Here is a 14,256-nt window from a genome sequence, read left to right as displayed (position 1 = left end):
AACTGTACCTAAGAGCAGGTGTTCTCCGGGGCATCGATGGGTTTGATTGCCTGAACTGTTTCGTATCGCGCTCGATTGCCGCGATTTTATTCGGCATGGATCAAATCGCGCGACCGGCAAGCCGTTTTGGGTGAGGGCTGGCCGGGGCAATACTGTAGGTATATTGTCGATTGGGTTAAAAGCGGCGTTGCGTGCGGAGCGAGATTTGACCGGCCGGCGAGGCGTGTTCAAACGGTTGCGAAGGCGTTGGAGCAAGCTTCCGCTCGCCAACCGCTTTGTCCTCTATGGCAGCGCCGTCACTATAGCTGCGATGCTGCTCTGTGGCGTGTTGATCACCAGCGCCATGACCGAAATTACGCTGGCGCGGCGGGGCACGGTGGTGCCCCCGCTCGTCGAGGGAATGCTCGCGCCGCATATCCAGCAAATTGGCCCGGACGGGCGCTTGGCGGAGAGTGACCGCCTGGCGCTGGACGCGATGATGAATGAGAGCACGCTGCTGGCCGAGTTTCCTTATCTGGATCTGTGGCGTGCGGATGGGACGATCCTTTACTCGAACAGTCCGCAACTCGAGGTGCGCCAGCTGGAAGTGCCCTTGAAGGTGCAACGCGCCTTTGAAGGGGAGGTCGGCGTTGATTTCACCGATGTCAGATCGCAGGACTATGCCGAGCATGGGCTCAAGACCGATTTTATCGAGATTTATTTCCCATTGTTCAGCCGCGAAACCGGGGAAATCATCGCTGTTGCCCAGCTAAGGGAGGTCACGGCATCGCTCGAAAAGGATCTCTGGGCGCTGACCCTGTCGAGTTGGGCGACGGCCGCCACCATCGGCCTGATCGTCATGGTGGCGCTGTTTGGCATCGTGCTTGAAGGCAGCCGCAAGATCGAGCGGCAGGGGCGCATTCTCAGCCGGCGATTGGCGCAATCGCACCAACGCGCGGCGCGGCATCGCGAACTCAAGGCGGTGGCGCAGCGCGCCTCGCTCAACGTGACCGAGTTTACCGACAAGCATTTGCGCACCATCGGCACCGACCTTCATGACGGGCCGGCGCAGACGATCGGCTTTGCGGTGCTGCGGCTCGACCAGATCCGCCGGCTGCCGACCAAGGGCGCGCGGGAGAAGATTGTCGCCGAGATAGAGACGACGCTGGGGGGCGCGCTTTCGGAAATCCGGGGCATAGCCCTGGCGCTGGTTTTGCCCGATATCGAGGACCTCGACCTGGCGCAGGTTATCGTGCGCGCGGTAGAGCAGCACACGCGGCGCACCGGCCTCGCCATAGACGTGGACAGCCGCATAGAACCGGTTCATGCTGCCCCGGAATTGAGCGTGTGCGTGTATCGATTTATCCAAGAGGGCCTGAATAACGCGTTCCACCATGGTCTGCCGGAGGGGCAGACGCTGACTGCAACAATGCAGGGAGGGGTGCTGAAATTGTCGATCACCAACAAGAACCTGACGGACTATGTGGCCCAGGCCGACCATCGGGGTATTGGCCTTTATGGTCTGCGCGCACGCGTCCAGAGCATCGGCGGCCATCTGGCCTTCGTGCAGAAGGATGGGCGGACGCGCCTCGAGATGTGGGTGCGGCATGTCTAGGGTCGGGCAGGGATCAGCCCCCAAATGATCAGGATCGTGGTGGTTGATGATCACCCGATGTTCAGGACTGGGTTGATCCAGGCCGTGACGGTCGATGGCGATATTTCGGCCGTTGGCGAGGGCGGGAGCGCCGCGGAAGCGGTGGAATTGGTTGCAGCGCTGAGGCCCGACGTGCTGCTGCTCGATGCGCAAATGTCAGACGATGGCCTCGAGCGCATACCCGACATTGTTCTGGCGCATCCAGAAACCCGGATCGTCGTGGTCACCGCTTCAGAAGACGAGAACGATATTGCCCGCGCCGTCGAGGCGGGGGTCTATGGCTATGTGCTCAAGGGCACGACCGGTTCGGATATGCGCAGCATCGTGCGGCAGGTGAACAAGGGCGAGAGCGTCATTCCCAAGGACATGTTCGGCCGGCTGATGGGCATGCTGAAAGCCAAGTCTGCCGCCCTTGGCGGGGGTAGCGAGGCGAAACTTTCAAAGCAGGAAACGCAGGTCCTGCAATTGCTGGCGCGGGGGCTGAGTAACCGCGAGATCGGCGGACGCCTCGATATTACCGAGCGGACGGTGAAGTTTCACCTGTCCAATATTTTCTCCAAACTGCATGTGCGCAACAGGGTGGAAGCGAGTATCGTGGCTCGGCGGATGTGGCCCGGCCTCGAAGGCTGAGATGCTTTTCGCGTTGTCTGAATTGTGACCGCGGCTGGCGCTCCAGGCTGTTTCACCCTTCGATAGAAGGAATTGATCTGGTTTTCTGGCGGGGCGGGGTCTTGCCCCGGATTTTGCCCGTATCAGCCAGGGACGAGGGGCTTTCCGGGCCCGGCAGATCGGCGCGACCGGCGAGGCTCCGTTCGAGCTTGTGCGTGCGCTGGGCGAGGACCTGATATTGCGCCGCGATCAGGCCCTCGGCCCTGACGGCTTTGCGCAATTGTTCGCCCTGTTCCTCGAGCATCCTGCTGCGCCGGGAGGTGACGATGCCCACCATGAGTGCGGCGAGGACCCAGGAGAGCGGGTCGGCCCAGGTCAGGCGAAAGTATTCGGCGTGGGACATGTCGAAGGGGCGCGCCGGTAAGCCGTTGAAATAGGAGATGGCGGTGGCGCCCATGGCGGCGAGGACGCCGCCAAGAACGCCATATTGCGCGCTGAGCAGAATGGCGATGAAGAGGAAGGGGTGCACCGGCCAGGAGGCGAATGACATCAGGCCGGAATGCTCGATCAGCGCTACGCTGCCCAGCAGCAGGATACCTTCGGCAAAGGCGAGCACGTTCGAGCGGGACGACGACAATGCGACTATGGCGGGATCTCTGAAATTGCCGGAAATGACCGGATTCTCGCTGCTCATGGGGAACCTCACAAAAAGTCCGGGTTCTAAAAAGGTCAGCCGGAAATGGCTGGGTTGTTGATGACGAAAGTCAGGCGATTGAGGGTGCCCAAAGAGCGGCGCATGGCGGCATAGGCGAGGGTTCCGCTGGCAATCGAGGCCAGGACATAGCCGAGCCCGAGATAGTCGGGATTTTGCAGCATGATAGCGGTGCCGGCGGCATTGAGGGCGAGGAATAGCACCTGCAGCCAAAGATAAGCCTTGCCGTATTGGACGAAGAGGATGACCCCGCAGCTGGCCTGGAACAGGAAGTGGAAGGCGGCTCCGACCAGCGCCAGACGCAGCACGGAAATGGCGTCGTAGGGCAGGCCGAGAAGGTCGGCGAGCAGCGGCGCCATGACCGCGAGAGAGACGCTGATCGTCAATTGGATGAGGAAGGCGGAGAAGACCGTATCGACGGCATTTTGCGCCAGGCTTGCCCGCTGTTCGTCGATCTGGCGCAGCGTTCCGCCCGAATGCACGATGTCGCGGTAGTGGCGGTAATTGTTGAAGAAGGTGGTTTCGAGCCAGACCACCAGGACCGACATTACCGGGACGATCGAGAGATAGGCCATGAACATGGGGCTGTCATAGCGGGCCGAGTAGATGAGCCCATCGGCGACGGCGGTTCCCTCATTGGACTGCCAGACGATGATCTTGTCGATCCATACGGCCAGAGCACTGCAGACGCCGGCGGCGATGAATGTCGCCGATACCGGCCGTATTTCGCGCAGCTTTGCCGGGAGATCGCGCAGCGCGGTCAGGGGGCCGGGGAAGGTCTTGAGAATGAGGAAGTTGAGGATGCAGAAGGAAATGCAGAGCCCGATGCTGAAGCCGATGAGCATGCCGCCCGGTCCATTGCCGAGCGCGGCCGCCGATGTGCCGAAGATGATGGAACAGCTCAGGCCAAGCGCAAAGGCCGAGGTCACCGTTCCATATTGCTTGATGGCGGCGACGAAGGACATGGCGAGCCAGAGATGGGACACCTGAACCACGCAGATGATGGCGGCAAGGCCCAGGCCAAGCGGCAGGCGGATGAGCACGAAGAAGACGACGGCGCCGCCGATCAGTGAGAGCACTGTGGTGATGAAGACGGCGGCAAGGTAAATGCCATGCACTTCCTCAAAGCGGCGCTGAAACAGAATGCGCGAGACGCGCAGTGTCGCGTCGAGCGAGATCGGAGAGGTGATGACGAGGGAGAGGGCAAAGCTGTAGATCACGAGGATGCTGAAGACTTTGAGGTCCATGGGATCGAGCAATGGCCGCCCCAGGATATGCAGCATGGCGAGGCCGATCATGATGACGATCCAGGGGCCCGAGGCGATCATGATCGCATGGCCGCCGGCCAGGGATCGCGAGGCCAGATTGTCCTGGCTGCTGAGCTTTTTCAGTGCAAACCCGATCCCGGCCATCATGACACCATTTGGGGTTGGGGCGCGAAATTACGCCCATAGAGGGCGCCATAGGCGTCGGCAACGGCCTCGGCGCGATAATGCTTGCGCACGCGGCGTTGCAGATTGTCGCCATAGGCGTGGAGGCGCTGTGGCTCGGCCAGCAAGAGGCCGATGGCCATGGCGATTTCCTCATTGGCACCCACCGGAGCGACCATGCCGCCCGGACCGATGGGTTCCCCGTCATGGGCTGGGCCTTCGAGGATTTCGCGGCATGCTCCGACATCGGTGGCAATGCAGGGAACGCCGGCGGCACCGGCTTCGAGGATGACGAGGGGCAGGGCTTCGCTGATGCTGGTGAGAACCAGAACGTCGATGCGCCCGAGATAATCGACCACGTTGACCGGGCCGGTGAAGGAAACCGTGTCCGCCAATTGGCGCCGATTGACCTCGTTGATGCAGCTTTGGGCATATTCGGGGTCTTCATCCATCGGGCCGATAATCAGGGCCTGAAGGTCGGGGAAACCGCGGCGTAGCCGTTCGGCGACGTCGATGAAGGTTTGTACGTCCTTGATGGGCGTGACCCGGCCGATAAAGGCGATGGTGGGACGATCGTGCGAGATCGGCTTGATCTTGCCGAAGCGTTCTGAATCAACGCCATTGGGGATGACGCTGAGCTTTTCGGGGCCAGCGCCAAGCGCCAGCTGGAAGGTCTGGTTAGCCTCATAGAGGGCGACGATTTCGGTGGCCGAATTGTAGGCGACGCGGGCAAAGCTTTCAAAACTGCGGGCCCAGAGCTCGCGAATATCCTTGCGGTCGTCGGACAGGTCGAGGCCGTTGTCGATGCTGTTGGAGATCCAGTCCGCCATCAGGATTTCGATGCGGCGTTCGTTGGAATAGATGCCGTGCTCGGTGATCAGGGTCTTGCGGCCGGTTTCTATGGCGGCGCGCGCGCCGATGAGGCCGGCATAGCCGGTGGAAACCGCGTGATAGATGCGAGCCTGGGGCAGGGGGCATGTCAGCACCCGGAACAATCCGCCGACCAGTGTCCGCCAGGCCCAGAAATAGCCAAGGAACGAGGCGTGGGCCATGGAGCCATAGTGGTAGCACATGGTCTGCCAGGCTTCCGGGGAATTGAGGAGGGTATCGAGGGACACGCGTTTTCCCGGCGGTCCCAGGAGCTTCATCAATTCGCCGAGCTGGCTTGTGTCGCCGTCGGTCAGCAAGTGGCCGATAAGCTCGCCGGTATATTCCGGGGTTGCCGCGGGCCAATCATGGGTCGTGCCCATATTGTTGTCGTCGAGCCGGACGTGCTCGATCGAGAGCAGGTTGTCCGGCCGGGCATAGCGCGGCTCGCTGGTCGGGGCGCTCGGCAGGATCGCCAGCACCGTGAAGGTCAGTTCGGGATGCGAGCGGATCAGCCAGTCGATCCAGGTGGAGACGCCACCGGCGACGTAGGGATAGCAACCCTCGGCAATCAAGCAGATATCGGCGATGGGCTCCGGCGCATTGGCCGGCATCATGTTTACGTCGCGCCACATAGTGGAAACTCCCCAAAACTCGCAGGACGGTGTGCAGTAGTCAGATCGCCGCGGGGCGACCGAGGGCGGACTGGATGACGTTCGGAGCCACGTTCGCGAGTTGACGGCGGCGACTGCGGCCCCGGGTATGGGCGGCAACGGCGGCGGCCTGAACGCGGACGCGCTGATCGGTGCTGCGCAGGGCCAGAGCCAGGGCAACCTCGACGAATTTTTCGTCGTCCTCGATGGCGAGATAGGCCAGAAGGCCCTGCTTTTCCTGCATGGTGCCGGTGCTGAGAAGCGCATCATAGGGGCGCGGCAGGCGCGTCTGCGGGCTGATGAGGCGGCCGTCGATGATCATATCGACGAGGGTGACGGCCGGTTCTTCGATGGGGGCAATGGTATTGTACCATTTGTCCAGCGCATCGGCCTTGGGGTTCCAGAAGTGCTGGTCGCCAAGGAGGCCTGCCGCGGCGCCGATCGGCCCGCCGGCAAAAGTAAGGAGGGTAAAGGTCTGCAAGGAGCCGGTATCGATGCGGGCCCGTTCGAGGCCAACGATCACGAAGATGAGGGCGGCGACGATGCCCAGATGGCCCAGCGCCACCGTGCCCCAGCCATTGCCGGCCAGCGCATAGGCGCTGAGCAAAATCTCGCCGATGATCGCGGCGATCTGCAGGGTTCTGATTGCCGCCGTGCTGCCACTGCCATGGACGGCGGGGTCGGGAACCAACTTCTGCGCACTGATATGCTCGTTCATGACAGCACTCCCTAAATGGCGGCCTGTTTGCGGCAGGTCGTTCGAGATCAGGCTATGAGGGGTGCCGCTGAGCCGCATTGATGACCGTCAATGCCGCGGTTGGGACGCTGGCCTATCTGTGGGACCGGCACAGGAGCGACCTGTGCAAGGTTCGGCGGGCACGATGAGCATCAGCGAAATTCTCAGTTCCAGATCGGGAAGACTGCATTCCGTGCCACTGCTTGGCGCTTCGGTCATGATGCATCTGGCGCTGGCCGTTGCAGCGAGCCCCGTCGGCGCCACGCCGGCGCGGCCCAATCTCTCCGAGGCTCGCAGCTGGGGCTATCAGCTGCAAATGGTGGACCCGGACCTGGTGGCGGATTCTCCCTATGATCTCATGGTTATCGACTATGCGCGCGACGGGTCGGCCGAGCAGGCGTTCAGCCGAGCCGACGTGATGGCGATGAAGCGCAAGCCCGATGGCGGCTCACGCATTGTCCTCGCCTATCTCAGCATTGGGGAAGCCGAGGACTATCGGTTTTATTGGAAGAGGAGCTGGCAGGCTTCGCCGCCGGGCTGGCTCGGCAAAGAGAACCCGGATTGGCCGGGAAATTACGCGGTGCATTATTGGGATCCGGATTGGCAGAGCGTGATCCTCGGGCGGCCGGAAGCCTATCTCGACAGCATTGTCGCGGCGGGGTTTGACGGGGTCTATCTCGATCGCATCGACGCGTTCGATGTGTCAGACCCGGCAGTTTCGCGCGCCCGGCGGATGCAGCTGATGGTCGAGTTCGTCTCTGCCATTGCCGCCTATGCGCGAAGCGCCCATCCCGGCTTCATCGTCGTCGGGCAGAATGCCGAAGAGCTGCTGAACTATCCGGATTATGCCGCGGCGATCGATGGCGTGGGCAAGGAAGACCTGTTCTTCGGGCTCGATGGCGACGGGACGCCCAATTCCAAGGGCGAGCTGCGCGCCAGCCTGACGCCGCTGCAGCGGTTTCTTGCCTCGGGCAAGCCTGTGTTTCTCATCGAATATCTCGACACCGCGGAAGCGCGGGCGCTCGCGCACAAGAATGCCGAGGCGCTCGGCGTTCCGCTCTTTATTGGCAGCAGGGAGCTCGATGATGTCCGGTCCCGTTAAATTCCACGATCCCAAGCAACTCTATGGCGGGGCGCTGGTCACGCCGACACGGCCGGACAGGACGCTGCTGGCGATCATGCTCCTTGCCGTCGTGAGCCTTGCCGGTACGCTGGCGCTGCTGCCCGGCACCGAAGAAAAGGCAGAGGGACTCCTCGCCGAAGGCCGCTATGCCGATGCGATCAATACGCTTGTCGCCGTCGAGGATGAGCGGCCGCTCAATGGCTATGAGGGCTATATGCTCTTTAAGCTCTATATGCTGGCCCGCGAGCCTGACAATGCGGCGATGCTGATTGCTCAGCAACCGGCATTGCAGGTGGAAAATACCGAGGCGCTGCGCCAACTCGCCGACCTTTACCGGCAATTGGGCAATATGCCGGGCGAGGCGGTGACCCTTCGGCAGATTTATGACGGCAATCCCAATGATGCGGATTTTTCGCGCTTGCGCGTTCTCTACCGGCTGACCGGGGACGCTGCGGGCGAAGCATCTCTCCTGACCAGGGCGATTGCCGCCGGTCGGACCGACGAGGCTTCGCTCCAGCGGCTGGCCTATCTGCAGGACCTGTCGCCTACCGACGTGCGCGCGGCCCTCTGGGTCGCCCCGACAGGCAATTTCTGGCGGTTTGAAGCGGCGCTGCCCGCACAGATTTTCGCTCTGACGAACCTTTCTCCCGCAACCCTCACAAAAACGTCGATCGAATAGGAGCCACCATGACCATTGTTCTCGACGGAGCACTTCTCGACTGGAGCGCTGACGACCGATTGGAAACCGCCGCCACCACCATTGCGGGCTATGCGCTTTATGGCCGGCTGGAAGGGGACGTTTTCTACTTCGCGCTCAGTTCGGCCCAGCCGATCAATGCAACCTCGACGCTGTGGCTCAATACCGATGCCAATATCAATACCGGCTACAAGGTCTGGGGCTTTGCAGCGGGGGCCGAGTTCAATGTCAACTTTGGCGCCAATGGCGTACCGCGGCTTTATACCGGCGCCGACGGGCAGACGCTGGTTGGCGATCTCACCTATTCGATGAGTGCTGATCGCAAGGTGCTCGAAATCGCCCTGCCCAAGAGCCTTCTGGGTGCCAGCGTATCGAGCGTCGGCATCATGGCCGATATCAACAACACGATCTTCCTGCCCGCGGACTATACCCAGGCGGCCTATACGATCACGACGCCTGTTCCGAGCGTTTATGATGGTCTCCTGACCGAATGGACCGTTGAGCAGCGGCTCGACAACACGCCGGACAAGGTGGTTGCGGGGTACGAGCTTTACGGCAAGGTCGCCGATGACAGCTTTGTCTTCGGGCTCAAGAGCGCCGTGGCCATCGGGCCGAACACCACGTTCTGGCTCAATACCGACAATAATACCGCGACGGGCTACCAGATATGGGGCTTTGCTGGCGGCGCGGAGTTCAATGTCAATATCGGGGCGGATGGCGTTGCCCGGCTCTATAGCGGGGCCGATGGGCAGACGCTGGTCGGGACGCTTGAATACAAGATCGCGGCGGGTGGGCTCAGCATGGAATTCGCCGTGCCCAAGGCGCTGCTGGGGCCGACGGTGACGAGCGTCGTGGTCCTCGCCGATATCAACAATTCGGTTTTCCTGCCGCCCAGCTATTCGAGCGGTGGCTATGTGCTGACGACGCCGCTCGTGGTGCCGCCGGGGCCCTATGATGGACTCCTGACCGAATGGACGGCGGCGCAACGGCTCGATAGCGGCGCGGGCGTCGTTGCCGGTTATGAGCTTTACGGAACGGTGAGCGAGGACAAGTTTGTCTTTGCGCTCAAGAGTGCGGTTTCCATCGGGCAGAACACGACGTTCTGGCTCAATACCGATGCCAATGTCGCCACCGGCCATCAGATTTTCGGCTTTGCCGGCGGCGCTGAATTCAACGTCAATATCGGAGCTGACGGGGTTGCCCGGCTCTATAGCGGCGCCGATGGGCAGACGCTGGTGGGTGAGATCGACCACAAGATTGCCCCGGATGGGATGAGCATGGAATTTGCCGTCCCGCGCAGCCTGATCGGCGCCTCCGTCACGGCGATCACCCTGTTGGCCGACGTCAATGATACAGTCTTCCTGCCGACCACCTATGCCAATGGGGGGTATGCGCTGGTTGATCCGGCCTCGATCCCGCCCAGCCAGTTCGATGGCGTGCTGACCGAATGGACCGCCAACCAGCGGCTCGAAACGCCGATGACGAGCGTCGATGGCTATGAGTTTTATGGTCAATATAGCGATGGCCAATTCACTTTCGGCTTCAAGAGTGCCGTCGTCATCGGGCCGAATACGACGTTTTGGCTCAATACCGATGGCAATGTCGCGACGGGTACACAGGTTTTCGGCTATGCCGGGGGCGCCGAGTTCAACGTCAATATCGGTTCGGACGGGGTGGCACGGCTTTATAGTGGCGCGGCGGGACAGACCCTCGTCGGCGCCATCGACTACAAGCTCGGCCCGGATGGCAAGACGATCGAATTCGCCGTGCCCAAGGCCATGATCGGGGCTTCCGTTACCTCGGTCAGCATTCTTGCCGATGTGAATGACAGCGTATTCCTGCCGGCCAATTATCTGTCACCGGCCTATACGGTCTATGATCCGGCGTCGCTGCCAGCGGTAACGGATACGGGCAACAAGATTGCCATCGTTTTCTCACAGACCACGGCCAACAACTATTTCAGCCAGATGGCCTATTCCCAACTGGTCATGGCAGCGCAAAGCCAGGCCATGGCGGCCGGTATTCCGTTCGATCTCGTCTCCGAGGCCGATCTCGCCGACCTTTCCAAGATGGTCAATTACGACGCGATCGTCTTTCCCTCGTTCCGCAACGTGCCGGCCAATTATACCGCCATCTATGATGTGCTGACCAAGCTCGTCTATCAGTATGACGTCTCGCTGATCGCGGCGGGCGACTTCATGACCAATGACGCCAATAATGCGAGCCTGCCCAACAATGCCTATGAACGGATGCAGACCCTGTTCGGGCTCAACCGGACGGGTGGGGAGGATGGCGTAACGGTCAATATCGAGGCAACCCCTGCGGGGCACGCCATCACCGAGGGCTATGGGGCGAACGGGGCAATCCACACCTATACCGGGGCTGCAACCTCGTATTTTTCCGCCGCCAATCCCAATGCCGGTTCGGTTACGGTGATTGCCGAGCAAGTGGTCAATGGCACGACGCATAGCGCAGTGCTGGGCACGGTGACCGGTGGTCGCAATGTGCATTTTTCGACCGATGCGCTTTTGGGCGATCTCAATCTCCTGGGGCAGGCCATCGACTGGGTCAACGAAGAGACAGGAGGACCGACGGTTTCGCTCAATATGACACGGAACACGTCGCTCTTTGCCTCGCGCAACGACATGGACCAGAGCCAGGAGACCTATGACGTCGATGGCGGCATTTATGATGCCATGCTGCCCTTTTTGCAGCAGTGGAAGACCGACTACAATTTCGTCGGTTCCTACTATGTCAATGTCGGCTTCAATCCGCCGGACCAGGAGACGAACTGGCTAATTTCATCGCAATATTACGACGCCATGCGCGCCATGGGCAATGAGATCGGGTCGCACTCCTATACGCATCCCGAAGATACCAATTTCCTGCTGCCCAATGTCCTGACGCAGGCGCTGCTCGACCAGCGTATCGCGCAATATGCTACCCGGCCGGGCGGCCCCGGCATCATAGGGCAGTCGCTCGCGTCGATGTCGCTGGCTGATATCAATGCCAAGATCGCACAGGTGCTCGCGGCGCCCAACCCGAGCGCGCTCGATGCCACCTCGAAGGCTTTCCTCGAAGCGACCTACACATTCCAGTTCGCCACTGCACGCGCGGTACTGGAGGCCAATCTTGGCTATTCTATTGGCGGCGCGGCGGTGCCGGGCATGCCTGAACAGCTGCTGCCGGCCCAGCAGATCATCCAATATTACGATTATCTCTCTGGTGGGGCGTCCATGCTGGGCGCTGGCTATCCCGGGGCCATCGGCTATCTGACGCCGGGGGCCGATGGCCAGGTCTATATTGCCCCTAACATGTCCTTCGATTTTACCCTGATGGGGTGGCTGGGGCTGACGGTTGCGCAGGCCGAGGCAAAGTGGGCGGCCGAATGGAGCCAGCTTACCGCCAATTCGGACATGCCTATCGTTGTGTGGCCATGGCACGACTATGGCGTCACCAGCTGGTCACTCGATGCGGGGCAGCCTTCGCCCTATACGGCGGCGATGTTCACCAATTTCATTGCCGCAGCCTATGCCGCCGGCACGGAATTCGTGACGCTGGCGGATTTGGCGGCGCGCATCAAGGCGTTCGAACGCGCCGATTTTGGCTTCAGCGTCGCTGGCGACGTGATCACCATGCATGCCACGCCGCAGCAGGGGCAACTCGGCACGTTTGCGCTCAACCTCGATGATCTCGGCGGCAAGACGATCAAGTCGGTCGCCAACTGGTATGCCTATGATGCCGACAGCGTCTTCCTCGACGCGGATGGCGGCACATTTACGGTGCAGTTGGGTACCACCGTCGACGATGTCACCCACATCACGTCCATCGGTTCGCGCGCCCAACTCGTGAGCCTGACTGGCGACGGCACCAATCTCGATTTCACCATTGCCGGGGAAGGCAAGGTCACAATCGACGTCAAGCAGACCGCGGGCTTTGTATATCAGGCGACCGGCGCGACCATTGTCAGCCAGACGGGCGATATCCTGACGCTCGATCTTGGCGCCATCGGCAGCCATACCGTTGCATTGCGGCAGGTGGCGATCAACAAGGCGCCGACCGATATCGTGGTGTCCAATCAGGTGGCGCTGCCGGAAAATACCGCGGCGCGAACCAAGATCGCTGACCTCGCGGTTATCGATCCCGATACCGATCCGTTGCTGCGCATGAATGTGGTGACGTTGTCGGATGCCCGTTTCGAGGTCGATGCATCGACTGGGGCGCTTTATCTCAAGGCCGGGCAGGTGGTCAATTTCGAGGCGGGCGCAACCATCGCCATGACCTTGACGGCTACCGACGGGCCGCTGAGCTTCTCGAAGGCGCTCGTGCTCACCGTGGTCAATGTCAACGAAGCGCCGACCGGCGCGCCGACGGTTGCGGGGGCGGCGGTCGAGAATGTGCTCTTGAGTTCGGGCACGGCACTGATCGCGGATCCCGATGGGCTCGGCGCTTTCACCTATCAGTGGCAGCGTGGCAATGGCACTGTTTTCACCAATATTGCCGGAGCGACGGCGGCGACCTATCGCCTGGTGCAGGCGGACGCCGACCAATTGGTGCGGGTTGCGGTTTCCTATCGGGATGGTGGCGCCACGACCGAGACGGTCTTTTCGGCAGCGACGACCCAGGTTGTCGATGTGCTGGCCAATACGACACTCACCCCGCTCGCGGCCAATACGTCGCGCACGATCACCACGGCCGAACTCGTTGGGACCGGGATCAGCGGGACGGTGACGATCAATTCGCTCACCGCCTCCATCGGTACGCTTGTGGCGCTTGGCGGTGGACAGTGGACCTATACGCCGCCACTCAACAACGATACCGCCGTCACCTTCAGCTATACCGCCAGCAATGGGACCAAGCTGGCGCAAGGCACCTCGGCCATGGATCTGCTGCCGTCCAATTCGATCATGGGTACGGCGGGCGTGGATATTCTGGCCGGCAGAGCGTCAGCCGATACCTATCATGGCCTTGCCGGTGGCGACACGATCTCGGGCGGGGCGGGCGACGACATCATCTATGGCGACGAGGGCAATGACACTGCCAATGGCGGCGACGGCAACGACGTGTTCTTCGCCACGCTCAACGATGGCAATGACCGCTATACCGGCAATGCCGGCAGCGATCGCTACGATCTGTCGGGCACTACGGCCGCGGCGACGGTCAATCTGACCAATGGCACGGCGACCAGCAGCCAGACCGGCAGCGATACGCTGGCGACTATCGAGAACGTCACCGGCGGCTCAGGCGCCGATACCATAACCGGTTCGTCGGCCGCCAATGTCCTCAACGGCGGGGCCGGCAATGACATCCTTCTGGGCATGGGCGGGGCGGATACGCTGATCGGCGGGGATGGGGCCGACCGGCTTACCGGCGGGGCCGGGCGCGATGTGATGACCGGTGGCGCTGATAACGACACTTTCATCTTCACCAGCACGGCGGAAATGGGCACCACGGCCACCACGCGCGATGTCATTACCGACTTTACGCCCGGCCAGGACAAGTTCGACTTTTCGGCCATCGACGCCAATACCATGCTTTCGGGCAATCAGGCCTTTACGTTCCTTGCCACCCAGGGAGCGGCGTTTACCGGTGTTCGGGGGCAGCTGAACTGGAGCGTTCAAGACGCGGCCGGGACAGCGAACGACAAGACCATTGTCATGGGCGACCTGAATGGCGACCGGATCGCGGATTTTCATGTCGAACTGACCGGCCTTATCCAATTGGGGGTTGGCGACTTTATCCTGTGACCCCCAATCGGTGACGCCCCCATGTCATCGCGCAGATGCCCGGCAACCC

9 protein-coding genes are annotated in these 14,256 nt (G+C 61.5%); 5 read left to right on the top strand and 4 right to left on the bottom strand.

What is annotated here, in order from left to right; genetic code table 11:
• Positions 1–46 precede the first annotated feature (46 nt).
• Both ASD83_RS11440 and ASD83_RS11435 read left to right on the top strand, forming a co-directional pair.
• On the top strand, positions 47–1,594 hold the full coding sequence (locus ASD83_RS11440; RefSeq protein ID WP_156385929.1) for a sensor histidine kinase: 1,548 nt from the start codon (positions 47–49) through the stop codon (positions 1,592–1,594).
• Positions 1,595–1,618: 24 nt separating this feature from the next.
• On the top strand, positions 1,619–2,263 hold the full coding sequence (locus ASD83_RS11435; RefSeq protein ID WP_056310948.1) for a LuxR C-terminal-related transcriptional regulator: 645 nt from the start codon (positions 1,619–1,621) through the stop codon (positions 2,261–2,263).
• 52 nt (positions 2,264–2,315) lie between these two features.
• On the opposite strand, the gene ASD83_RS11430 is transcribed toward ASD83_RS11435, so the two are convergent.
• From ASD83_RS11430 to ASD83_RS21130, 4 genes are read right to left on the bottom strand one after another with little or no spacing between them, the layout of a single operon-like run.
• The gene (locus ASD83_RS11430; RefSeq protein ID WP_056310946.1) at positions 2,316–2,936 is read right to left on the bottom strand and encodes a hypothetical protein; all 621 of its coding nucleotides are present in this window, start codon (positions 2,934–2,936) and stop codon (positions 2,316–2,318) included.
• 35 nt (positions 2,937–2,971) lie between these two features.
• Entirely contained in the window at positions 2,972–4,366 is a 1,395-nt protein-coding gene (gene pelG / locus ASD83_RS11425) for an exopolysaccharide Pel transporter PelG (protein WP_162249157.1), read from the bottom strand.
• Complete coding sequence (gene pelF / locus ASD83_RS11420) at positions 4,366–5,886, bottom strand: GT4 family glycosyltransferase PelF (protein ID WP_056310943.1); 1,521 nt, start codon at positions 5,884–5,886, stop codon at positions 4,366–4,368. The genes pelG and pelF overlap by 1 nt, the downstream gene beginning before the upstream one ends.
• Positions 5,887–5,926: 40 nt before the next feature.
• Positions 5,927–6,622 carry a hypothetical protein gene (locus tag ASD83_RS21130; RefSeq protein ID WP_056310941.1) on the bottom strand — a complete coding sequence of 232 codons (696 nt, stop codon included), beginning with the start codon at positions 6,620–6,622 and terminating at the stop codon, positions 5,927–5,929.
• Positions 6,623–6,785: 163 nt separating this feature from the next.
• Between ASD83_RS21130 and ASD83_RS11410 the strand changes: the two genes are divergently transcribed.
• From ASD83_RS11410 to ASD83_RS11400, 3 genes are read left to right on the top strand one after another with little or no spacing between them, the layout of a single operon-like run.
• Positions 6,786–7,742: an MJ1477/TM1410 family putative glycoside hydrolase gene (locus ASD83_RS11410; RefSeq protein WP_082561130.1), complete on the top strand. Its 957-nt coding sequence runs from the start codon at positions 6,786–6,788 to the stop codon at positions 7,740–7,742.
• Entirely contained in the window at positions 7,726–8,442 is a 717-nt protein-coding gene (locus ASD83_RS11405) for a tetratricopeptide repeat protein (protein ID WP_056310937.1), read from the top strand. The genes ASD83_RS11410 and ASD83_RS11405 overlap by 17 nt, the downstream gene beginning before the upstream one ends.
• A gap of 8 nt (positions 8,443–8,450) precedes the next feature.
• Entirely contained in the window at positions 8,451–14,207 is a 5,757-nt protein-coding gene (locus ASD83_RS11400; protein ID WP_056310935.1) for a M10 family metallopeptidase C-terminal domain-containing protein, read from the top strand.
• Positions 14,208–14,256 lie beyond the last annotated feature (49 nt).

Origin of the sequence: Devosia sp. Root685 (genome assembly GCF_001427875.1) — a bacterium.
Taxonomy (GTDB): Bacteria; Pseudomonadota; Alphaproteobacteria; order Rhizobiales; family Devosiaceae; genus Devosia.
This window is presented reverse-complemented; position numbering and strand designations above follow the sequence as displayed.

Bases quoted from the DNA above. Each gene is read 5' to 3' on its own strand.
- pelG (WP_162249157.1), bottom strand. From the start codon at position 4,366: ATGGCCGGGATCGGGTTTGCACTGAAAAAGCTCAGCAGCCAGGACAAT.
- ASD83_RS11435 (WP_056310948.1), top strand. From the start codon at position 1,619: ATGATCAGGATCGTGGTGGTTGATGATCACCCGATGTTCAGGACTGGG.
- ASD83_RS11430 (WP_056310946.1), bottom strand. From the start codon at position 2,936: ATGAGCAGCGAGAATCCGGTCATTTCCGGCAATTTCAGAGATCCCGCC.
- ASD83_RS21130 (WP_056310941.1), bottom strand. From the start codon at position 6,622: ATGAACGAGCATATCAGTGCGCAGAAGTTGGTTCCCGACCCCGCCGTC.
- pelF (WP_056310943.1), bottom strand. From the start codon at position 5,886: ATGTGGCGCGACGTAAACATGATGCCGGCCAATGCGCCGGAGCCCATC.
- ASD83_RS11400 (WP_056310935.1), top strand. From the start codon at position 8,451: ATGACCATTGTTCTCGACGGAGCACTTCTCGACTGGAGCGCTGACGAC.
- ASD83_RS11410 (WP_082561130.1), top strand. From the start codon at position 6,786: ATGAGCATCAGCGAAATTCTCAGTTCCAGATCGGGAAGACTGCATTCC.
- ASD83_RS11405 (WP_056310937.1), top strand. From the start codon at position 7,726: ATGTCCGGTCCCGTTAAATTCCACGATCCCAAGCAACTCTATGGCGGG.